Annotated in this window: 22 protein-coding genes; 13 read left to right on the top strand and 9 right to left on the bottom strand. The window is 42.7% G+C overall.

What is annotated here, in order from left to right; genetic code table 11:
• Positions 1–5 precede the first annotated feature (5 nt).
• From WKF66_RS01365 to WKF66_RS01355, 3 genes are read left to right on the top strand one after another with little or no spacing between them, the layout of a single operon-like run.
• Entirely contained in the window at positions 6–1,061 is a 1,056-nt protein-coding gene (locus WKF66_RS01365; RefSeq protein WP_489672604.1) for a nucleoid-associated protein, read from the top strand.
• Between the two features lie 51 nt (positions 1,062–1,112).
• Positions 1,113–2,648, top strand: coding sequence for an MFS transporter (locus WKF66_RS01360; RefSeq protein WP_489672603.1), 1,536 nt, complete (start codon positions 1,113–1,115; stop codon positions 2,646–2,648).
• 10 nt (positions 2,649–2,658) lie between these two features.
• A complete protein-coding gene (locus tag WKF66_RS01355) occupies positions 2,659–2,898 on the top strand; it encodes a DUF6814 family protein (RefSeq protein ID WP_489672602.1) in 240 nt (79 codons plus the stop codon).
• Positions 2,899–2,900: 2 nt separating this feature from the next.
• On the opposite strand, the gene WKF66_RS01350 is transcribed toward WKF66_RS01355, so the two are convergent.
• Positions 2,901–4,085 carry a class I SAM-dependent rRNA methyltransferase gene (locus WKF66_RS01350; RefSeq protein ID WP_489672601.1) on the bottom strand — a complete coding sequence of 395 codons (1,185 nt, stop codon included), beginning with the start codon at positions 4,083–4,085 and terminating at the stop codon, positions 2,901–2,903.
• Between the two features lie 204 nt (positions 4,086–4,289).
• On the opposite strand from WKF66_RS01350, the gene WKF66_RS01345 reads away from it, so the two are divergent.
• The 3 genes from WKF66_RS01345 to WKF66_RS01335 all read left to right on the top strand — a co-directional run bounded on the left by WKF66_RS01345 (position 4,290) and on the right by WKF66_RS01335 (position 5,809).
• Positions 4,290–4,625 (top strand): tRNA-binding protein, encoded by a 336-nt coding sequence (locus tag WKF66_RS01345; protein WP_489672600.1) that lies wholly within the window; start codon positions 4,290–4,292, stop codon positions 4,623–4,625.
• Positions 4,626–4,640: 15 nt separating this feature from the next.
• Positions 4,641–5,114 (top strand): nucleoside deaminase, encoded by a 474-nt coding sequence (locus WKF66_RS01340; RefSeq protein ID WP_489672599.1) that lies wholly within the window; start codon positions 4,641–4,643, stop codon positions 5,112–5,114.
• 86 nt (positions 5,115–5,200) lie between these two features.
• Positions 5,201–5,809 (top strand): superoxide dismutase, encoded by a 609-nt coding sequence (locus WKF66_RS01335; RefSeq protein WP_489672598.1) that lies wholly within the window; start codon positions 5,201–5,203, stop codon positions 5,807–5,809.
• Positions 5,810–6,147: 338 nt separating this feature from the next.
• Here the strand turns inward: WKF66_RS01335 and WKF66_RS01330 are convergent, their stop codons facing one another.
• The 3 genes from WKF66_RS01330 to WKF66_RS01320 are packed head-to-tail and all read right to left on the bottom strand — an operon-like array spanning position 6,148 to position 9,764.
• Positions 6,148–7,839, bottom strand: coding sequence for an arylsulfatase (locus tag WKF66_RS01330; protein ID WP_489672597.1), 1,692 nt, complete (start codon positions 7,837–7,839; stop codon positions 6,148–6,150).
• A gap of 31 nt (positions 7,840–7,870) precedes the next feature.
• Complete coding sequence (locus WKF66_RS01325) at positions 7,871–8,830, bottom strand: SUMF1/EgtB/PvdO family nonheme iron enzyme (protein WP_489672596.1); 960 nt, start codon at positions 8,828–8,830, stop codon at positions 7,871–7,873.
• A gap of 1 nt (position 8,831) precedes the next feature.
• The gene (locus WKF66_RS01320) at positions 8,832–9,764 is read right to left on the bottom strand and encodes a hydrogen peroxide-inducible genes activator (RefSeq protein WP_489672595.1); all 933 of its coding nucleotides are present in this window, start codon (positions 9,762–9,764) and stop codon (positions 8,832–8,834) included.
• 130 nt (positions 9,765–9,894) lie between these two features.
• Here WKF66_RS01320 and trmB point away from each other — a divergent pair, with 130 nt between their 5' ends.
• Complete coding sequence (gene trmB, locus WKF66_RS01315) at positions 9,895–10,551, top strand: tRNA (guanosine(46)-N7)-methyltransferase TrmB (RefSeq protein ID WP_489672594.1); 657 nt, start codon at positions 9,895–9,897, stop codon at positions 10,549–10,551.
• A 151-nt stretch (positions 10,552–10,702) separates the two neighbouring features.
• Positions 10,703–11,278 carry a DNA-3-methyladenine glycosylase I gene (locus WKF66_RS01310; protein WP_489672593.1) on the top strand — a complete coding sequence of 192 codons (576 nt, stop codon included), beginning with the start codon at positions 10,703–10,705 and terminating at the stop codon, positions 11,276–11,278.
• A 1-nt stretch (position 11,279) separates the two neighbouring features.
• Here the strand turns inward: WKF66_RS01310 and WKF66_RS01305 are convergent, their stop codons facing one another.
• Together WKF66_RS01305 and WKF66_RS01300 are read right to left on the bottom strand one after the other, a co-directional pair.
• On the bottom strand, positions 11,280–11,972 hold the full coding sequence (locus WKF66_RS01305) for a hypothetical protein (protein ID WP_489672592.1): 693 nt from the start codon (positions 11,970–11,972) through the stop codon (positions 11,280–11,282).
• Positions 11,973–12,021: 49 nt separating this feature from the next.
• The gene (locus WKF66_RS01300) at positions 12,022–12,789 is read right to left on the bottom strand and encodes a hypothetical protein (protein WP_489672591.1); all 768 of its coding nucleotides are present in this window, start codon (positions 12,787–12,789) and stop codon (positions 12,022–12,024) included.
• Positions 12,790–12,905: 116 nt separating this feature from the next.
• On the opposite strand from WKF66_RS01300, the gene polA reads away from it, so the two are divergent.
• Positions 12,906–15,719 (top strand): DNA polymerase I, encoded by a 2,814-nt coding sequence (gene polA / locus WKF66_RS01295; RefSeq protein WP_489672590.1) that lies wholly within the window; start codon positions 12,906–12,908, stop codon positions 15,717–15,719.
• Positions 15,720–15,739: 20 nt separating this feature from the next.
• Here polA and WKF66_RS01290 read toward each other — a convergent pair whose 3' ends face one another.
• Together WKF66_RS01290 and WKF66_RS01285 are read right to left on the bottom strand one after the other, a co-directional pair.
• On the bottom strand, positions 15,740–16,417 hold the full coding sequence (locus WKF66_RS01290) for a metal-dependent hydrolase (RefSeq protein ID WP_489672589.1): 678 nt from the start codon (positions 16,415–16,417) through the stop codon (positions 15,740–15,742).
• Between the two features lie 10 nt (positions 16,418–16,427).
• The gene (locus tag WKF66_RS01285; protein WP_489672588.1) at positions 16,428–16,733 is read right to left on the bottom strand and encodes a YbaB/EbfC family nucleoid-associated protein; all 306 of its coding nucleotides are present in this window, start codon (positions 16,731–16,733) and stop codon (positions 16,428–16,430) included.
• A gap of 229 nt (positions 16,734–16,962) precedes the next feature.
• Between WKF66_RS01285 and WKF66_RS01280 the strand changes: the two genes are divergently transcribed.
• Positions 16,963–17,574 (top strand): GIN domain-containing protein, encoded by a 612-nt coding sequence (locus WKF66_RS01280; RefSeq protein WP_489672587.1) that lies wholly within the window; start codon positions 16,963–16,965, stop codon positions 17,572–17,574.
• A gap of 71 nt (positions 17,575–17,645) precedes the next feature.
• On the opposite strand, the gene namA is transcribed toward WKF66_RS01280, so the two are convergent.
• Entirely contained in the window at positions 17,646–18,716 is a 1,071-nt protein-coding gene (gene namA / locus WKF66_RS01275) for an NADPH dehydrogenase NamA (protein WP_489672586.1), read from the bottom strand.
• 436 nt (positions 18,717–19,152) lie between these two features.
• Between namA and WKF66_RS01270 the strand changes: the two genes are divergently transcribed.
• Genes WKF66_RS01270 through argC form a run of 3 tightly spaced genes read left to right on the top strand, consistent with a single transcriptional unit; the run spans position 19,153 to position 22,027 of the window.
• Positions 19,153–19,857 carry a GNAT family N-acetyltransferase gene (locus tag WKF66_RS01270; protein ID WP_489672585.1) on the top strand — a complete coding sequence of 235 codons (705 nt, stop codon included), beginning with the start codon at positions 19,153–19,155 and terminating at the stop codon, positions 19,855–19,857.
• A 15-nt stretch (positions 19,858–19,872) separates the two neighbouring features.
• Positions 19,873–21,066 (top strand): argininosuccinate synthase, encoded by a 1,194-nt coding sequence (locus WKF66_RS01265; RefSeq protein ID WP_489672584.1) that lies wholly within the window; start codon positions 19,873–19,875, stop codon positions 21,064–21,066.
• Positions 21,056–22,027, top strand: a complete 972-nt coding sequence (gene argC / locus WKF66_RS01260; RefSeq protein ID WP_489672583.1) for an N-acetyl-gamma-glutamyl-phosphate reductase — start codon at positions 21,056–21,058, stop codon at positions 22,025–22,027. The genes WKF66_RS01265 and argC overlap by 11 nt, the downstream gene beginning before the upstream one ends.
• Positions 22,028–22,044: the final 17 nt, after the last annotated feature.

The following is a 22,044-nucleotide window of genomic DNA, read 5'->3' as shown; positions in this document are numbered from 1 at the left end:
AACGTATGATTTCATTTTTTGAGGCTTCAATGGCCGAACTGTCAGTCCATAGGATTGGTAACAAGTCTCAGGACGAGTTCTATGTATTGTCTGAACAATCGATTGCACTGAAAGAAAACCTGCTTCGCAACTTGCTCCAGCAATATTTCTTAAGTCCTTTTGAAAAAACCAATGAAGTTTACCGTTTTTTCCATCCCAATACAGACCTCAACTTAAACGAGGTTTATCATTTTGCTGCTGAAATATTTGAAAACGGAGAAAAGTTTCATAATAACAGCAAGGAGCTGGCAAAGTACCTCTATGAAGTATCCGGACATCCAAAGATCAAAGCTGGTGAGCTTTATGTAGCTTTCTTTGAAAATGTTCAGATAGACGGAGAGCTTCATGATGCAATTGGCATATTCAAATCTGAAACGAAGGAGACCTATCTGAAAGTATATCCTGAAAATGATGGCTTCGGACTGAGTTATGAGGAAGGCGCCATCAATATTAATAAGCTGGATAAGGGATGCCTGATCTTCAACACCGATAAAGAGGAGGGTTTCCGCGTAGCAGTAATAGACCAAACCAATCGAAGTGCTGAAGCGGTCTACTGGAAAGATGAGTTCCTGAAGCTAAAAACCAGGAATGATAGTTTCAACCAGACCAATAACGTGCTTGGCGTTTACAAGAACTTTGTCACTGAGCAGCTGGATCAAGACTTTGAGATTTCAAAGGCCGATAAGATCGACCTGTTGAACAAGTCAATGAAATATTTCAAAGAGAAAGAAAGCTTTGATTTAGATGAATTCTCCAATGAGGTGATTGGAAATGAAGAAGGTATTTCGTCCTTTAAAAATTACAAGAAGAACTTTGAAGAAGAGTTCGATGCCGCTATACCAGATAGTTTTGACATTTCAGGTGCTGCGGTAAAAAAGCAGGCGAGGGTTTACAAAAGCATCATCAAGCTGGATAAGAACTTTCACATTTACATCCATGGAGATAAAGACCTGATCGAAAAGGGTTTCGACGATGATAGGTCAATGAATTACTATAAAGTTTATTTTAAGGAAGAGCAGTAGTTTTCATAATAAAGTGTAGATTTATTTTCATAGCCAAATAGATCCACGTTAATGAGTACTGAACCGCAGCAGAACAGCATTTTTAAAGTCATAGGAGCCTCTTCGCTCGGTACGTTAATAGAATGGTATGATTTCTATATTTTTGGAAGCCTTGCCACTATTATTGGCGCGCAACTTTTCCCTGCGGATGCTGGTGCTTCGGCCTTAATAAATACCCTAGCCATCTTTGCTGCAGGTTTCATTGTGAGGCCTTTTGGTGCCTTAGTTTTCGGTCGCTTAGGTGATCTTATTGGTAGAAAGTATACCTTCCTTTTGACGCTTGTTTTAATGGGAGGATCCACTTTCCTAATTGGTTTGATACCTTCTTATTCCAGCATCGGTTATGCGGCGCCAATTCTAGTACTTATTTTGAGATTGGTCCAAGGGCTTGCACTGGGTGGCGAATATGGTGGCGCGGCAACTTACGTTGCCGAGCATGCTCCGGCTAATAAACGAGGCTTCTTCACTAGTTGGATCCAGACTACTGCAACCGGTGGTTTATTCCTCTCCCTTGGAATCATTGTCGTCACCAAGAAACTTTTAGGCGCAGAAGCGTTCGCTGATTGGGGCTGGAGAGTACCATTTCTATTGTCTATATTGTTAGTAGGGGTTTCGATCTATATCCGCATGAAAATGCACGAGTCCCCCATGTTTACCAAGCTGAAAACAGAGGGTAAGGTGTCAAAAAACCCGTTGAAGGAGAGCTTCAGTAATAAAGCGAACTTCAAAATGGTATTGCTTGCGTTGTTTGGAGCAACAATGGGCCAGGGGGTGATCTGGTACACCGGTCAATTTTATGCGCAATCCTTTATAGAGAATACGTGTAAAGTCGATTTCAATGATTCCAGGTATATCCTTTTGTGGGGTATCGCCTTTGCCACACCATTCTTTGTCATCTTTGGTTCCTGGAGTGATAAGGTGGGTCGAAAGTGGATCATGCTTACAGGGATGCTCCTGGGGATTATCTTTTACCGCCCTATTTATCAGGTGTTCCTGGATGAAACCGACGTTACTAAGGTAACCGCGCAAGACATCGCATCTGTTTCTGAGCCCATAATTACGCGAACACAAATCGACAATACAAGCGATACGCTGATGATGGCAACCTCCATTATTTCGCTAAAGAGCGGAGGTTCCTACACGCAGGTTCAATCGTTCACCAAGTACGAGGATCCCAATAAGATCTCTCTGATTCCGCCAGATATTTATAAAGATAAAAAGCTATCTACTGCTGTCTTCTGGAAATTTGTAGGCCTGGTATTCTTCCAAATATTGCTCGTTACCATGGTATATGGGCCGATAGCAGCCTTTTTAGTAGAGCTATTTCCAACAAAGATCAGGTACACGTCAATGTCCCTGCCTTACCATGTGGGTAATGGTGTCTTCGGCGGACTGGTACCATTTATCGCTACGCTGATTGCAAGTTTCTCCGGCTCAACACCCTTATCAGGGCTATGGTACCCGATAGGGATTGCCGCATTAAGCTTCGTTATCGGAGCAATCTATCTGTCCAATAAAAAACCCGATCACGGTGAAGGCAACAATTAATTAAAGAAAGATGAACGCATTAAAAAAAGGATTAGGCATATTCTGGATGGTGTTGGGACCGGCGGCTATCATTTTCCTGTTTTTCCAGGCGATGGACAAGGTAAGCTTAGCCGCAGAGGGCGTAGCAAAAACGAATACCGCCCTTCAATGGGGAATTATTCTGTTTATATTCATACCCATAAGTGCCGGATTAGTGATCTTCGGATATTATGCTTTCAAAGGCGAATATGATAAACTTCCCGAAGACTAGTCCTATAGCACCCTTAGCAGTAATCCTTTAAGATATTCTCCTTCTGGAAAAGACATCCTTATAGGATGATCTTCCGGCTGGTGAAACTGCTTAATAATTTGAACCTCTCTGCCGGCATCCAGCGCTGCCCATGCAATGATCTGCTTAAACGTTTCCATATCTACCGCTCCGGAACATGAAAAAGTAGCCAAAATTCCTCCTGGTTCTAACAACAGCATTCCCAGTCTGTTCAAGTCTTTATAAGCCCTTGCCGCACGGTCTAACGCCGATCGTGAAGGAGCAAACTTTGGTGGATCCAATACCAGTACACCGAACTTCTGGTTCTCTTCTTTGAACACGCGCAATTGCTTGTTCACGTCAGATTGTATACTGCTCTGCAGAGATTCAGAAAAGCCGTTCAGTCCAAGGTTATGTCTTAAAGTTTCAATCGCCAGTGCCGAGCTGTCCACACTAGTTACGTGTGATGCTCCCGCCTTCAAACTATTTAAAGTAAAACCTCCACTATAGCAAAAGCAGTCTAAAACCGTTTTACCCGTAGTGTAAGCGGCTAATATCTCTCTGTTGTCACGTTGGTCGCAGTAGAAGCCAGACTTTTGCCCCTCTGCAATATTAATATGATAGACAATACCGTTTTCTTTCACTTCAATGAATTCAGGTGGCTGTTCTCCCCAAAGCAAGCCTTCTGCGGGCTCCAGGTTCTCATGCTTTCTCGCACCTGCATCACTCTTATCAAATATCCCTTTTGGGTTAAGTATATTCCTGAGGATGTTGATGATCGTTTCCTTATTGTTTTCTATGCCTGCACTAAGTATTTGAACCGAAAGGAAGTCGGCATATTTGTCGACAATCAACCCCGGTAGCAGGTCTGCTTCGCTAAACACGAGTCTGCAGGTATTGGTGTTTTCATTCAATAGGCGGGCTCTTGAAGCGATGGCCTTTTCAAGCCTTTGAGCGTACCAGGACTCGTCGATCGTTACATTCTGATCCCATTCCATTAATCGCAAGGCAACTCTGGACTGGTCGTTGAAATATCCATAGGCAAGAAATTCCTGGCTAGCAGACCATACTGCTACGATTTCGCCATTTGCAGGGCTGCCTTTAATCTTGTCTAACGCACCTGAGAATATCCAGGGGTGGCGAAGAATGGCGGCTTTTTCTTTGCCTTTTTTAAGGATGATATCGATCATGGTGCAAAAGTAATAGAAAAATTAAGCGTTCTCCTCTGCGGCTGGAATCTTTTGCACTGAAGAAGTGCAAAATTTCCTAGGCCGACGAGGAGAAGCTGAATTTTTTGGAAAAGAAGGGAGAGGGGAAAAGAAGGGAGAGGGGAAAAGAAGGGAAAGGGGAAAAGAGGGAAGGGAAGTTGTAGCTTTGTTACTCGCTAATATGTTATGGAAGAGATAACCTGGAATGATTTTGAGAAAATTGAATTGAGAGCAGGTACGATACTGGAAGTACTCGAGTTTCCTGAAGCGCGTAAGCCTGCTTATAAGTTGAGAGTGGATTTCGGTGAGCATGGCATCCGTATGAGTAGTGCGCAGATCACGAGTCACTACACAATGGAGGAATTGGTAGGAAAACAAATCGTTGGGGTGGTGAATTTTCCAAAGAAGCAGATTGGAAAGTTTATGTCAGAATTTTTAGTTACCGGATTTGCCGATGCAAACGGAGATATCGTGTTAACGGCACTGGCCGGTACAGTTCCTAATGGAAGTAAAATGATATAGTCTTATCTTTGAATTATGAGTTTTTACAATTTTTCTGAAGAGAATGATCCGCAAGCGGAAGATCAGCACTTTATGAATCTTGCGTTGCTGGAAGCTAAAAAAGCTTACGATGCTGAGGAGATTCCAATTGGGGCCATTGTAGTTTGTAAAGGACGCATAGTTGGGAGGGGCTATAATTTAACCGAGCAGCTTAATGACGTTACTGCCCATGCAGAGATGCAGGCATTAACGGCGGCGGCTCAAACACTTGGCGGAAAGTATTTGCGCGATTGTACTTTATACGTCACAATTGAACCTTGCGTGATGTGTGCAGGCGCAAGTTACTGGACTCAGATCGGCAAAATCGTCTATGGTGCCCGGGAGCCGAAAAGGGGCTTTATTGGCAAAGGAGTTGGCTTACTCCATCCTAAAACAGTACTCAAAGCAGGTGTGCTTGAAGAGGCTTGCGGAGCCCTGATGACGAAGTTTTTCCAGAACAAAAGAGGATAAATTGTTGTTATATTTGTTAGGAACAATGCAGGTTAAATTACCTTAGTTTGCATTAGAAATAATTTTTTAAACCTAAAACATATCACATGGCTTTTGAATTACCGGCGTTACCTTACGCAACAGACGCATTAGAACCGCATATCGATAAAACTACTATGGAGATTCACCATGGTAAACACCATCAGGCTTATGTTACCAATCTAAATAAAGCATTAGAAGGTAAACCAGAGGCGACTCAGAGTATCGAGGAAGTTGTTAAAAATATATCAAAGTTTCCACCAGCAGTTAGAAACAATGGTGGTGGTCACTATAACCACTCGTTGTTTTGGCAGGTTATTGGTCCAAACAAAGGCGGTGAGCCTAAGGGTGACCTTGCTGAAGCAATCACTGCTGCTTTCGGTTCATTCGCAGACTTTAAAACTAAATTCGCTGAAGCAGGCACTACGCGTTTCGGTTCAGGATGGGCTTGGTTAAGTGTTGGTGCTGATGGCAAATTAGTGGTTTCTTCCACTCCCAATCAAGATAGTCCTTTGATGGATATTGCTGAAGTAAAGGGAACTCCAATTCTCGGAATGGACGTTTGGGAACATGCTTATTATCTAAAATATCAAAACAGAAGACCAGACTATATCGCCGCATTTTGGAATGTAGTTAACTGGGATGCAGTTGCTGATCGCTTTAAAAAAGCTAAATAGTAACCACTAAAAGTCACCAATTATAAAAGAGGCCGTATCATATTAGATGATACGGCCTCTTTGTCTTTATAACGTATGAGCAAGCAGTCTATAGGACCTTTGGAATCAAGTCGGCAGAGGCTTTTAGGTAACCCACAGGTAACAGGCAATTAATTCGGAGTTAACAGGGAGTCGGTAGGGGCAACGTCCCTGTTATCTCCCTGTTACCTCCCTGTTATGTCCCTGTCGGGTCCCTGTCAATTAAGACCATATCTGCCTCTTAACTAGAGGTTGTCGGCATTTTGAATGAGTATGTTATCTTTAAAGTTAAATCTAATTATTGGACTTTCAGTTTATTTTTAGGGCTTAGGTAAAACATGATGTTTAACTGCCCAGTCATCCCACATTTTAGTTAGTTGAGCCACCTTTTCGGGATACTGAGCTGCCAGGTTCTTTATCTCAGATTGATCTTCTGCCATATTGAATAACCTCCAGTTTCTATCAGGCCCCGCTACTACCATTTTCCAGTTCTGGTACCGTTCATATTTACTGCCTTCGTGCTCATTAAATAATGCCCTGTCACCGGTAACCAATTTCCCTTTGAAAACAGCCGCAAGGCTTTGTCCCTCCAGGGGGGAGATCGCATTTCCGTTAAATGTTTTGGGGTACTTTACGCCTGATACCTCGAGAAACGTTGCCATGAAGTCCATCACGTGCCCCATTTGATCTGTTTTAACCCCCTTAGTTTTTATGCCTGCTGGCCAGGAAACGATCATAGGCGTATGTATGCCCCCTTCCATAGATTGGGATTTCCATAGTCGGAAAGGTGTGTTCGCCACGTTGGCCCAGTTTGGGCCGATTGAAAAGAAGCTGTTCTGACCACCTGGCATAACACCTTCATTTCTATTGTAAGAAACCCGTTGTCCTGTTCTGGTTTGATTCGGACGATCAAAACCTGGGCCGTACCCTTCGCTGAGCTCTGCACTGGCACCATTGTCGCTCAAAAACACAATGATGGTGTTGTCCATCTCGCCGGTCTGTTCAAGCGTTTTCAGCATTCTACCTATACCCTGATCCATGCGATCGATCATAGCAGCGTGAACTGCCATTGCCCTTGCGTCGAACTCCTTTGTTGGGTTGTCTGCCCAAAGCTTATCGGCTGGGTTGCGGTCGGAAAGCTTTGTTACGGTCGTATCAATAATGCCAAGTTTGGCCATCTTTTGATAACGTGCCTTTCTAATCGCTTGCCACCCCATTTTGTAGGTGTCTTTGTATTTCTCAATGTCCTCAGGTAGCGCCTGGAGTGGCCAATGTGGCGCATTGTGAGCGACATAAAGAAAGAATGGAGCATCACCCTTTACAAATTCACGAATGTATTCTGATGCTTTATCGTTAATCGCATCAGTCTGGTAATGATTTTTTGGAACTGTAGTTATAGGTTTTGTCCCTTCAACAAGACTAAAAGGATCAAAGAAATCAACGACTCCCCAGATCGTTCCGTAAAACTTTTCAAAGCCTCTGCTAGTTGGGTATTGGTCTATCGGTGAAAACAGTGGATGTTCCGTTTTATGATTTAGCCAGTCCATTTGGTCCTGTTGTTTTGGCTGTACAATCGTGTTAGATACATGCCATTTACCTGTCATCGCTGTGCGATAGCCTGCACCCTTTAAAACTTCGGCGATGGTTACTGTATTTTTACCGAGGTAACCTCTGTAGCCTGAATCGTTTTGTGGCGTGGTCATTGCCCCAATTCCGGCGTCATGGTTGTATAATCCGGTAAGTAAAGAGGCGCGGGTTGGACAGCATCTGGAAACGTTATAGAATTGTTTGAACTGAATTCCTTGTTTGGCAATCTTATCCAGGTTTGGGGTTTTGATCTCGCCACCATAGCAACCTAGATCTGAATAGCCAAGGTCATCGGCTAAAATCACAATGATGTTGGGACGCTTGTCGGCTTTTGGTTTAGGCTTAGTTGCAAACGCAGAGAAGGGTGCAGCAATGGCCAAAATAATAAGGCCTATAAAAGTTTTTTTGAGGATAAAGGGCTTCATATCACTTATATTGTTTAGGAAGATACAAGAATTATTTTACACAGCGGAAGCCGGTATGTTCCAAGCCGGTATCTGCGGAACTAGTCATTTTCTTATCGATACGGTATCCTTCGCAATAGGAAGCGTTGCAAAGGAAGGAGCCGCCTTTGACTACTTTTTCGCCATGTTCATCATCGGCACACCATTCCCAAACGTTGCCGGCAAGGTCGTACAGACCATAACTATTAGCGGGAAATGAAGCCACAGGTGCGGCGCGATAAAAGCCATCACGGTTGGTGTTGGCGTAAGGAAAGTCTCCCTGCCAGGTATTGGCTTTTGCTTTCGCCTGGTCAATATCTTCATTGCCCCATGGAAATTTAGATTTTTGATCACCAGCATGAGCAGCTCTTTCCCATTCGGCAGCAGTAGGGAGACGCTTACCCGCCCATTTGCTGTAAGCAACTGCATCTTGCCAGGAAACATGTACTACCGGGAGATTACCAATGCTTTTGAGCGAGCTTTTAGGGCCTTGGGGATGGTTCCAGCTTGCACCTTTCGTCCAAACCCACCATCCGCCTGAGTTATTGACGTTGACAGCTTGTGTTGGCGCCTGAAATACTAGTGAAGCAGCTACAAAGACACTGTCAGGCGGTTTTGGTGTTCCCGGTGGCAGTTGCTTTTGCAAATCCTCCCATTTAGGAACACGTTCTGAGGTAGTTATAAAGTTGGTGGCCTTGACAAATTTGGTGAACTGGGCATTTGTTACCTCAGTTTCATCCATCCAGAACCCTGTCTGGTCTTTAGAGTCCGGGATCCAAACCATTCCTGTATCAATGCTTATTCCCTGTTTTATTGCCGATTTCGATGGCATCACGCCGAACCGCTTGGGCAGATTGCTACTGCAGTCGGGCGCTACAATTGCTTTTTTCGATTCACGATCACCATTACCCGCGGATTTACATCCATAGATAAAACAAAGGGTTATTAAGATATGGGCAAAGACTCTATTCATACTAAATTCCAATAATGTCCTTTTTCTTTTTTTGGCGCATGGTCTTCGGAATGACAGCCAAGATTTCTTCTTTAAACGCGTTAAGCGTACGCTTCTTGATGAAGTTTTTGTGGGTCACAATACTGATCTCTCTCACTGGTTCCGGTGATTTAAAGTAGCGGACCTTACTTAGCTGTTTATTGCTCAATTCTTCCAGGGCCAGTTCAGGTAATAAGGTAGCCCCATTATTTATGTCGACCATTCTAATCAGCGTTTCTACACTACCTGTGTTGTACGTTAATCCCTGAAGGCGGTTTTGTCTGGTAGAGCGACAAATGTTCAATACCTGAGACCGCATACAATGGCCTTCATTTAAGAGCCAGATATTTTCATCTTCCAGGTCATCCGCATCAATCGTTTTCTTTTTAAACAACTTGCTATTCTTGCTGATATAAGTCACAAAGTTTTCGTAGTAAAGTGGCGTCTCCTGAATGGCTGTGTCGGCTAAAGGTGTGGCAAGAATACCGCAATCCAATACTCCGGTTTTCAGATGATGAATAATGTCTTCCGTTGTATATTCCCAAATCAAAAGGTTGAGATCCGGATACTTCTCCATCATTGCAGCAATCACCTTAGGTAATAGGTAAGGGGCGACCGTAGGAATGATTCCGACCTTTAGTTCGCCGACGACATCCTGTTGCTGACTGCTGATCAACTCTTTTACCTTGAGGCTTTCCTGCAGGATAATACGGGCCTGGTCAATGATTTGTGCACCGATCTCAGTTGGAGTGACTGGTTGCTTACTGCGATCAAAGATCTTCACACTGAGCATTTCTTCCAGTTTCTGTACTTGCATACTTAGCGTTGGTTGAGTCACAAAACATTTTTCGGCAGCGCCTACAAAGCTTCGATAGGTATCTACGGCTACAATATATTCCAGCTGTACTAGAGTCATATAGTTTATTGTTATTTACTTTTTCAAAGATATCAATTCCACCTATCGTTCGCCATTAATTTTTAAGCGGGAATGTACAGTAGCATAACAATTTCTTTAAGTTTGTACCCATTCAATTTAATAAACGCGCGTGGGTAAAGACAAATTAAGAAAGTTTGCAGAGATAGATACCTTTCCAAATGTATATCAGATGGAAGAAGGTAAGGTGCTTAAAGGCAACTGGGGCAAGGATCATTTTAAGAATGACAACCCAATTGTGCTGGAGTTGGCTTGTGGTAAAGGGGAGTATGCCCTTAATCTGGCGAAGCTATTCCCACAAAAGAATTTTATCGGCATTGATCTTAAGGGCAATAGAATCTGGAGAGGTGCCCGTACTGGTGTGGATGAGGGAATTGCCAATCTTGCTTTCTTAAGAATACAGATAGAAGACATCATGGAGTATTTTGGAAAGGATGAAGTTGACGAAATATGGATCACTTTCCCGGACCCCCAGCCACAGGAGAGCAGGGAGAAAAAGCGATTGACCTATCCAGGTTTTCTAGCGAAATATAAGCACTTCCTTAAGTCGGAAGGAAAGGTAAACCTGAAGACCGACAACGATGATTTATATCTATATACGGTGGAAAAGGTAGAAGAATTGGGACTTTCTTGTTTTAAAATGACAGATCACTTGTATAAGTCTGAATTTTATGATGAGCTTCTCTCCATTAAAACACATTACGAACGCATTTATTTAAAACACGATAAGAATATAAATTATATTCAGTTCGCTTTGGATAAGCTTTAACAATTTATAGAACTGTCTTTCTATGATCAATACTTGAATGTGTTAGATTGATCCCTAAATAGATGGGATCTTTTTATGATTCGGTGGGAAAGCGTTGGGTAAAGTGTCTTTTAGGATCAAATGTGGGAGCTCTAAGCATAAAATGATAAATATGGAAGCAATTAAAGAAGAGTCGAAGGTACGTTGTAGCTGGTGTGGGTCGGACCCCTTATATATAAAATATCATGATGAAGAGTGGGGTAAGCCTGTTTACGACGACAAGACTTTGTTTGAATTCCTGATTTTGGAAGGTGCGCAGGCGGGTCTAAGCTGGATCACTATCTTAAGAAGGAGAGAAACCTACAGAACGGCCTTTGCTGATTTTGATGTGGTAAAGGTAGCGGCTTTCGATGAGCAAGATGTCGAGCGTTTGCTCAATGATCCAGGCATTATCAGAAATCAACTGAAGATTAATTCGGCTATTAAGAATGCGAAATTATTTACGGAAATTCAGAAAGAGTATGGCTCATTTTCTGATTTCATGTGGGGCTTTCTGCCAGATAAAAAGCCGCTTCAGAATCCCGTTCAAAGTATGGGAGATGTTCCGGCAAGAACGGAGATCTCTGATGCAATTAGCAAAGACATGAAAAAGAGAGGGTTTAAATTCTTTGGGACAACGATCTGTTATGCGCATATGCAGGCTACTGGTATGGTGAATGATCACCGCCTGGATTGCATTGCCCGATAAGTTACTTTTTCCCTGCGTTGTAAGCAGAAATCAGGGATACCAATAGTTTTGCATCCATGACTTCGGTTGCCTTAATCTTATTAGAAAGGGCATCGTCGCCGGTTAATTTCTGAAGGAGTATGGATTTGATTACCGGAGTTCTTGCTGCGGCAGATCCATTATCCACCAGGATTTCTTGCATGGGACCAGTACCGAACTTCTCGATAAAGTAAGTTATTGGCATCACTGCTTTGGAAGGTAGAGTGGCATTGTTTCTGCCTCCTCCCAAACTTATCCCAGCACCCATGCCTACACCTCCAAAACCTCCGGTGCCACCACCAATGCCAAAAGATGGTCTTATTTTGGCTCGTTTTTGAACGGGCTCTTCAACTGGGACCTCTCCTCCAATCGCATATAGGTTTACGGCTCCAAGCTCGATAACCTTAAAAAAGCGGTATTCGAGATTTTTGCCGATTACGATAGGCTTACTTGCAAAAGTCTCTCCGTTCCAAAGGAATTCTTTGATGTCTTTGGCTTTGAACATGACGATTGCCTCATCCTCTTTTTTTAACACGACTGTAGATAGACTAGTTCCCTTTATCGTTCCTCTAAGGAAGTTGCCTTCAGAGATAACAACGGCGTCTTGGGCCTGGAGGAAGAAAGGGATTGCTGCAAAGAGGAGTAGTAAAGAAAAGATGCGTATCGTTTTAAACATACCCAAATAACGGAGATTCCATTCTACTTGTATAACAAGCAGCAAAATATTATTTAAGCGTGTCTTTCAGGCTTCCGTACTTAACTTCGGGATGTAGGGCCGTAAACTTTAAGAAATTATCTTTCAGCTCTTTTGCGGCGTACTGCTTAGGGTCTTTAATGTTCTTTGCATGTGCAAGAAACTTGGTGGCGACATAGGTTTTAAGAAGATATCCCCCTAGTTGTATGTCGACTTCTTTGTCCTTAAGGATTGGATCTACAAACTCCGCATCGAGAAATAGCTCAGTTCCTATCTGTTTTGTGAGCATGCCGTATAGCTGGCTTGCACTTTCCTTCAGCATCAGGGCATCTGGTGCAGCGTAGAGTTCTTCGGCAATTTGTACCATCGGAGCCAGTTCTTTGGCCAACAATTTACCTGTGAGCGCCACAAACCCTTTAGGGACATAATAATTTTCTGAATGGTGGTAGGGATCAACATATAAACGTACGGTATCCTTCCCATCGGCTTTTACTATGGTGTACACATCTACTATGCCTGTTTTACCGTTCATACTTCCTCTTTTAGAGAAATCAAGTGCTGAACCGTCGGGCCAGCGGTAACTGTTTTTTAGTTTACGCATTTGCGTTTGTATGGCAGCTCGATCGGCTATATTTTCAAATGCTCCGGAAGGTAAGGGATTTTCGGCTGTACCGTAATCTGCTTTCACTTCCGTCTTTAGGCCGGTAAAAGTCAAGTAGTTCAGTAGTTCTGGAGAAGGTGTTTGGGCCTGAGTTGCAGTAGCAGCTGCGACAAAGAGGAGGGCGAGAATTCTTTTCATTTTAAGAGCTTTTAGGTAAATTTTGGTTTTAATAACGATCCATGAATATAAGCATTTGAACAATATTATCAGTGAATGATTCTTACCTTTATACTCGCAATAGAAATCACATAAGTATGAAAAAACTCTTCCTTCTTGATGGCATGGCGCTCATTTACAGAGCTCATTTTGCCCTAAGCAAAAGCCCGCGATTCACTTCAACAGGGATCAATACTTCAGCAGTAATGGGTTTTGCCAATACTTTGATGGAAGTAATAAGAAAAGAACAGCCTAGTCACATTGCCGTGGTATTTGATACCGATGCACCAACGGAAAGACACCTGGATTTCGCGGCCTATAAAGCCCACCGTCAAGCAATGCCGGAAGACCTTTCGGCAGCCTTACCCTATATATTTAAGCTTATTGAAGGCTTCAACATCCCTGTGATCACTATGGATGGCTTTGAAGCAGATGATATTATTGGCACCATGGCAAAGGAGGGGGAAAGACAAGGATTTCAGGTGTTTTGCATGACCCCGGATAAGGATTTCGCACAATTGGTATCAGAAAACATTTTCGTTTACAAACCCGCGAGAATGGGGAATGATATGGAGATCATGGGTGTTAATGAAGTTCTTGATAAGTGGGAAATTGAACATGTAGAACAGGTGATCGACATTCTTGGCTTATGGGGTGATGCAGTTGATAATATTCCTGGCGTTCCCGGTGTTGGCGAAAAGACCTCTAAGCTCTTGATCAAGCAGTACGGTTCTATCGAGAACATCATCGCCAATGCGCACGAACTTAAAGGTAAACTGCGGGAGAACGTTCAGAACTTCGCAGACCAAGCCATGGTTTCTAAGAAACTAGCAACGATAATACTTAATGTTCCGGTTGAATTTGATGAGCGCGCACTTTTGCTGGAAGAACCAAGCAGGGAGCTCTTGGAACCGTTGTTTACTGAGTTAGAGTTCCGCACAATCGGTAGACGGGTGTTCGGGGAAGATTTCAATGTTACAGATTCGAAAGGACAGGTTACCTCGCAGTTTGATCTCTTTGGTAACACAGCCATACAACCTGAATCAACAACGAAGGTGTTTGTGGCTACCCCTGAGATGTTTGAAGAAGCACGGGAGATTAAAACCATAGAAAACACTGCTCATGATTATAAGCTCGTTGATACTCCGGAAGGCAGAAAGTGGTTGATTGATCTACTACTGCAACAGGAACGCATATCTTTTGATACGGAAACGACAGGCACTGATGCTAATCTTGCTGATTTGGTCGGTCTATCGTTTTGCATCAAGCCGGGAGAGGGTTATTACATTCCTTTATCCAGCGTAAGAGAAGAAGCAATGCTGATCATTATGGAGTTCAGACCGGTTTGGGAAAGTGAAAATATAGTTAAAATAGGGCAGAACATTAAATACGACATGCTAATCCTTAAGTGGTACGGTATAAATATTAAAGGAAGGCTTTTTGATACGATGCTTGCGCATTACCTGATTGATCCGGATACCCGGCACAATATGGATCTGTTGTCTGAGAACTACCTTAGCTATGCTCCGATATCTATCACTACGCTGATTGGCGCTAAAGGGAAGAACCAGGGCACAATGCGAGATGTTCCTGTTGAAAAGGTAGTTGACTATGCGGCGGAAGATGCCGATGTAACTCTTCAGCTTGCAGAGGTTTTTGAGCCGATGCTTAGAGAATTGAACGCGGAGCAATTGGCGACTGATGTAGAAAATCCATTGATCTATGTGCTGGCAGATATTGAGAAGGAAGGCGTTCGTATAGATATGGACACCCTAATCAATTACTCCAAAGAACTAGAAATAGAGATCAGGAAGTTTGAACAAACTGTGTACGAGAAGTGTGGGGTAACTTTCAATCTTGCCTCCCCTAAACAATTGGGAGAGGTACTTTTTGATAAGCTCTGCCTTGATCCTAAAGCTAAGAAGACAAAGACAGGTCAGTATCAGACTGGTGAAGATGTTTTGATGGCACTTTCTGGAAAGAGTGACGTGGTAAAAGACATCCTGGATTTCCGTCAGTTGCAGAAACTGAAGTCAACTTATGTGGACGCCTTGCCGTTATTGGTTAACCCTAAAACAGGTCGTGTACACACCAGTTACAATCAGGCTGTAGCCGCTACGGGAAGGCTAAGCTCTAACAATCCAAATTTACAAAATATACCTATCCGTACTGAACGTGGTAGGGAAGTAAGAAAGGCGTTTATTCCCCGCGATGAAAACCACGTGTTGTTATCTGCCGATTATTCCCAGATAGAGCTTCGGATTATTGCTGATATCAGCAAAGAAGAAAACATGCTATATGCGTTTAACAACGGTATTGACATTCATACGGCGACTGCAGCCAGAGTATATGGGATTGGGATTGAAGAAGTGACCTCAACTCAACGACGGAATGCAAAAGCTGTGAACTTTGGAATTATATATGGTCAGTCGGCCTTTGGACTTTCTCAGAACCTTGGGATTCCACGTAAAGAGGCAGCAGAGATCATTGAACAGTATTTTGCTCAGTACCCTGGAATTAAAAGGTACATGGCCGATACCATGAACTTTGCGAGGGAGAATGGTTTTGTGGAAACGATTCTAGGCAGGCGACGTTATTTAAGAGACATCAATTCAGCAAACCAGACTGTGCGGGGTTTCGCGGAACGAAATGCAATCAATGCACCCATTCAGGGATCAGCAGCGGATATGATTAAGGTGGCTATGATCAATATCCACAGGGATATTCAGGAGAAAGGCTTGCAGTCTAAAATGACTATGCAAGTTCATGATGAGCTTGTGTTCGATGTGTTAAAGAGTGAGGTGGAAGTGATGAAAGAGATTATTACGCATCGAATGAGGACAGCAATTAAGACATCTGTTCCCATTGAAGTAGAAATAGGTGAGGGAGAAAATTGGTTAGCTGCACACTAACCAATTCTTAGTCTCTTCTTTTATAAGTCAATGGTTTCGCCGATCGCTGGTAATAAAAGTGTTTTATTTTCTCTTTTAAACTTGGCCACGGCCTCTTCTTTGTCTATTTCAATTTGAGGAAAGGTATCGTAATGAACGCCAATAACCTGGTCGCATTCAAAGTATTTGGTTGCGATCAACGCGTCATCTACATCCATGGTAAAGTGCCCTCCGATAGGAAGGATTGCATAATCCAATTTGTAAAGGTCTGCTAAAAGTTTCATTTCCAGAGTTAGCGAGGTATCACCAGCGAAGTAAATTGCTTTACCTTCCAGCTCTAACACATAGCCGGCCGGATTACCGCCATAACTGGAGTCGGGTAAACTGCTGGAGTGAGTTGCCCAGACCATTCTAACCTTCCCGATATCAAGCGTAATACTTCCATAGTTCATGGGAATAAGCTTTTCGATGCCTTGCTTGCTCGCCCAAGCGGCAACTTCGACCATCGCGACAACCTGTGCGTCGGTTTGTTTCGCGATCTGTACCAGATCCCCGACATGATCGTCATGACCATGACTTACAAAGATATAATCTGCTTTAATGCTGCTAATATCTATGTCCTTTGCCAGTGGGTTATGACTGATAAAGGGATCGAAAAGTAGTTTCTTGCCACATGCTTCCAATAGGAAACAGGACTGTCCATAATAAGTATACTTCATGTGTGTGTAATTATTGACCAAACATTCCACCCAGGCCGCCAAGCATGTCTTTCGTCATGGCAGACATTTCATTTGCGCTCACCTGTTCCGCCTGAGTAAGTGCTTTATTGACTGCCGTTAGTAAGAGTTCTTCTAGTTCTTCTTTATCGGCGTCCTTAAGAAAGGCCTCATCGATTGCTATACCAGTGATCACTTTATTTGCGGTGGCTGTAACTTTAATTGCTCCGCCCTCTACCTCTCCAAATACGGAGATGGTATCTAATCTTGCTTTTATTTCATCAGCCTTTTGTTGAGCTGCCATTAGTTTATCGAACATATGCTTAGGTTTTATTTATAGAACGAAATTAATGAAAATTGGTTTCCTTGGGAGTCATTTAAATAATAATTGACATCGCTACGGCGATTACTCCTGTTGGTCGAGAAATTACAGGCGTTCGTCTAGAGGTTACTCTTGCTGGTATATTACCCCGTTTTTGTCTGAAACGTTTTGATGCTGAGGTCGTCTCAATAACATAAAAAGAAACAAAATCTTAAAACATAAAGACATGAAAACTCTAACAAAAACAGTATTCGCAGTAGCATTAACAGCAGTAGTTTTAACATCATCGGCAATGACAACCTTCGCTGCTGAGCCAGTTGTAGCAAAGGAAACAGTGGCATCATCAGAAGGCTTCAACAAAATCTGGGTAAGTGGAAATGTAAAGATCGTATTGACACAAGGCGACAAACAAAGCGTAGTAGGGATGAGCAATTATGATGCTGCTAAGACGTCGGTATTGACTAACGGACAAACATTGTATGTAAATTCAACGGAATCAGGTATGGTAACACTTAACGTTACTGTAAAAGATTTGCAAAGGGTAGAAGCCTACGGACAATCGATAGTGGTAACGAGTAATAACTTCGATGTGAAAAACCTTCAGGTGTTACTCAATCAAAGCGCAACAGCGAAGATTGAAACAACAACAGGTAGTTTGTATACTGTAGTGAAGGATGAAGCAGTGCTTAAACTTAAAGGATCTGCAGATAAAAGCACGATGATAGCGGGTAATATGAAAAATGTAAAAGTGAACAACTTTGCCAGCTTAAGATCGGAATCATATGCGTCTGAAGCAATGATGGCCAAAGACTTTTCGGTTAGCAGTTTGTCGAAATAGTAGGATAGGTGAGGGTGATTTTGAAGAGGCATCGGGTTTAGTTACCCGATGCCTCTTTTATTAAAACTACCTTAATGCTTGCGCTTGGCACGGTCATATTGATCGGGCCATTTGATGTCTTCGTCCAAAGCTTTAGCGGCATGCAGCGGAAAATATGGGTCTCTCAATAATTCTCTCGCCAGGAAGATCAGGTCTGCTTTTGATTCCTGTAATATCTCTTCGGCTTGTTGCGGCTCAGTGATTAGTCCTACTGCACCGGTCAATATTCCAGTTCCAGATTTTACTGCTTCAGCAAACTGCACTTGATATCCTGAAAAGACTGGGATCTTTTGGTAGGAAACTAACCCTCCTGATGAACAGTCGATCAGGTCAACGCCCTTGTTTATTAAAATCTTTGCAAGAGCGATAGATTCTTCAATGGTCCATCCGCCTTCTGCCCAATCAGTTGCTGAGATTCTTACAAACAAAGGATTCTCTGCCGGCCATACCTGCTGAACTTCTTCCAAAATCTCAAGAAGAAAGCGGATTCGGTTCTCGAAGCATCCGCCATATTGATCGCTGCGCTTATTGCTCAACGGAGAAAAGAATTCATGGATCAGATAACCGTGTGCCCCATGCAGTTCGATAACTTTATATCCGGCAGTAAGCGCTCTCTGCGCTGCCACTTTGAACTCAGCTTTTACCTGTTCGATATTATCAAGTGTTAACTCCAGTGGAATTGTATCACCTTCATTGAAGGGAATTGCACTTGGACCGAATGGAATCCAGCCTCCTTCTTCTTCGGTTAAGCATTTGCTGCCCTTCCATGGCGCATCGAAGCTGGCTTTTCGACCCGCGTGCGCCAGTTGTATTCCTGCAATCGAACCTTGTTCGTGAATGAAGTCTGTGATGCGTTTAAACATCGGGATATGATCATCGCTCCAGATGCCAAGATCGCCTGGTGAAATCCGCCCTTCAGGAGATACGGAGGTAGCTTCTTGTATAATTAAAGCAGCGCCACCAACGGCTCTACTTCCAAGGTGTACAAGATGCCAATCACTGGCATAGCCATCAATCGCTGAATATTGGCACATTGGGGATACGACGATCCTATTTTTAAGATGGATATTTTTTATTTCTAGTGGAGAAAACAGTAAGCTCATATAGTTCTTTAGCTAATACAATCAAAGATCAGTTGAAATGGTTTTTATTTGATCATCAAAATTTCATTTTTGGCAAGGATTTTGACTTTAATTTCATGTTAATTGAGTATTGCTAAAATGTAAAAAAATCAAAAACGTATTGCACAACTCAATATTTATTTAAACCTTTGCGCCTCAACATACTTAAATACTTTATATAAACAGAAAATGATCAATCACCAAACACATAAACTTTCATTCGGACAAGCAAAGATTTTTGCTTTGAGGAATGTGTTTATTGAGCGTTTGCAGCCCATATTTTTTGTGATCACGGACCGGCAAAATTACACGCCGCGCATTTGAGTAAATCTCTGGCTTTAGCGCAGTAGATTCCACAGAGGATTGCCTCTCAAAAAACAATTAATCAGAACATTTATTTTTTCTTCGTTATCTAATAATGAATATAAACGATTTTATAGTGCAGGTTGCACTTCCTGAACATCGTGTCTTTGCAGAACAAATCTGCGATGAAATGGCAGAATCAGCAAAAGCCCGTGGTACGGGTATCGCTAAGCGCTCGCCCGAATACGTTGCAGCAAAAATGGCAGACGGTAAGGCCGTCATCGCATTTCACAAGGATGGGTCCTGGGCTGGATTCTGTTATATAGAAACCTGGTCTCACGGCCAGTTTGTAGCCAATTCTGGACTTATTGTAAGTCCTGATTACCGCAAAGCCGGTCTCGCTCATGCCATAAAAGAGAAGATCTTCGAATTATCCAGAATAAAGTATCCTAAGGCCAAGATTTTTGGGCTTACTACAGGCCTTGCCGTGATGAAGATCAACTCTGACCTGGGGTATGAGCCTGTTACTTACTCGGAGCTAACGCAGGATGAAGAGTTTTGGAAGGGCTGTCAGAGTTGCGTGAACTTTGAGATCCTTAAGATGAAGGAACGCAAAAACTGTATGTGCACCGCAATGCTTTACGATCCTGTAGAACAAAAGCATGATATCGCCAAAAAGTTTGCAGAGGAGTTGCATAAGAAGCCAAAGCTCTATGAACGTTTCATGAGCATCAAGTCAAAATTGGTCGTAAAAGCTAAGCCTTCCGACAAGAAAGGCCTTAAAGCCTTGTTTCTAATGTTTACCATATTATTTAAATAGCTGTTATATATTAAGATGAAGAAGAAAGTTGTTTTAGCGTTTAGCGGAGGTTTGGATACCTCTTTTTGCTGTATTTATCTGGCTCAGGACAGAGACCTGGAAGTTCATTCGGTAATTGTTAATACCGGTGGCTTTTCTGATGAAGAATTACAGGAGATAGAAAAACGTGCTTATTCCCTTGGTGTAGTTTCGCACGCCGTGGTTGATGAAACTTCAAATTACTACGACAGCTGCATTAAGTATTTAATCTACGGAAATGTGCTTAAAAACGCTACTTACCCATTGTCGGTAAGTGCAGAACGTGTAAGTCAGGCAACAGCGATTGCTAATTATGTAAAGAAGATTGGCGCTGATTACGTTGCCCATGGAAGTACAGGAGCAGGTAATGACCAGGTTCGTTTTGACATGATCTTCAACATCATCATTCCGAATGTGGAGATCATTACACCTATTAGAGACTTAAAGTTATCCCGCGAAGCGGAAATAGAATATTTAGCTGCCCGTGGGGTAGTTTACAGTGCGGAAAAAGCAAGATACTCGATCAACAAAGGGTTGTGGGGTACATCAGTTGGCGGAAAAGAAACGCTGACTTCCAACCAGACTCTTCCGGAAGAAGCATGGCCTACACAGGTTTCTGAAACGGAAGCACGTAAACTGGAGCTTACTTTTGAAAAAGGGGAACTGGTTGGTATTGACGGTGAAATTTTGGAGCCTGTAAGAGCCATTCAAAAGTTGCAGGCCATTGCTCAGCCCTTTGGAATAGGCAGAGATATCCACGTTGGTGATACCATTATAGGGATTAAAGGACGTGTTGGTTTTGAAGCTGCAGCACCAATCCTGATCATTAAAGCACACCATATATTAGAGAAACATACACTAACAAAATGGCAGCTTTCCTGGAAAGAGCAATTGTCTTCTTTCTACGGCAACTGGTTGCATGAAGGTCAGTTCCACGATCCAATAATGCGAAACATCGAGGCTTTCTTAACCGATACACAAAAGGTTGTTAGCGGAAAAGTATTCGTTGAACTGTTACCATATCGTTTTACCATCATAGGCATCGAGTCTGATCACGACCTGATGAGCAGCAAATTCGGCACCTATGGAGAAATGAACAATGCATGGAGCGGTGAAGATGTGAAAGGTTTCTCAAAAATATTTGGTAACCAGGTGATGATCTGGAATAAAGTAAACAATCATGAAAGTTAGAGCAGGTATTGTTGGCGGTGCCGGGTATACTGGTGGCGAAATGCTACGTTTGCTTGTTAACCATCCCTCAGTAGAGATCGTTTTTGTGAACAGCAACAGCAATGCAGGCAACCTCATTTCTGATGTCCATACCGATCTGCTGGGTGATACTGATCTTCGTTTTATAGGAGAACTTTCTTCTGATATCGATGTATTGTTCCTTTGCGTCGGACATGGTGATGCTAAAAAGTTTCTTGATGCGAATCCAGTAGCCGAGGGCATTAAAATTATAGACTTAAGTCAGGATTACAGGCTTAAAGCTGACGCAGGCTCTGAATGGGTTTATGGTTTGCCTGAATTGAATCGTGAAAAAATTAAAGGGGCTAGTTATATTGCTAATCCGGGCTGTTTCGCTACTTGTATCCAACTCGCGCTTTTGCCGTTGGCGGCTAAAGGATTACTGAATGCAGAAATTCACATTACTGCTACCACTGGTTCAACTGGTGCAGGACAAAGTTTAGCACCAACCTCTCATTTTAGTTGGAGAAATAACAACCTTTCTGTCTACAAAGCATTTGGTCATCAACACTTAAATGAAATTGGAGAAAGCTTAAAGCAATTGAGCGCTGAGTTTAACAGTGCGATAAACTTTATACCGCAAAGAGGAGATTTTACCAGGGGCATTCTAGCCGCTATATATTTAGATAGTGATTTAACGGAAGAAGAGGCCGTTTCCTTGTATACCTCGTTTTACGAAGGGCATCCTTTTACTTATGTGAGTAAGAAGAATATAGATTTGAAACAAGTAGTGAACACAAATAAAGGCTTGGTACATATGGAAAAGCATGACGGCAAGCTGTTCATAGTTAGTGTAATAGATAATTTGTTGAAAGGTGCGAGCGGTCAGGCGGTACAAAATATGAATCTCATATTTGGTTTGCCTGAAAGCGAAGGTTTACGGCTTAAGGCCCAGGCATTTTAGTCGGGCCATCAAGCTAT

The organism is Pedobacter sp. (assembly GCF_037719805.1).
Classification (GTDB): Bacteria; Bacteroidota; Bacteroidia; order Sphingobacteriales; family Sphingobacteriaceae; genus Pedobacter.
This window is presented reverse-complemented; position numbering and strand designations above follow the sequence as displayed.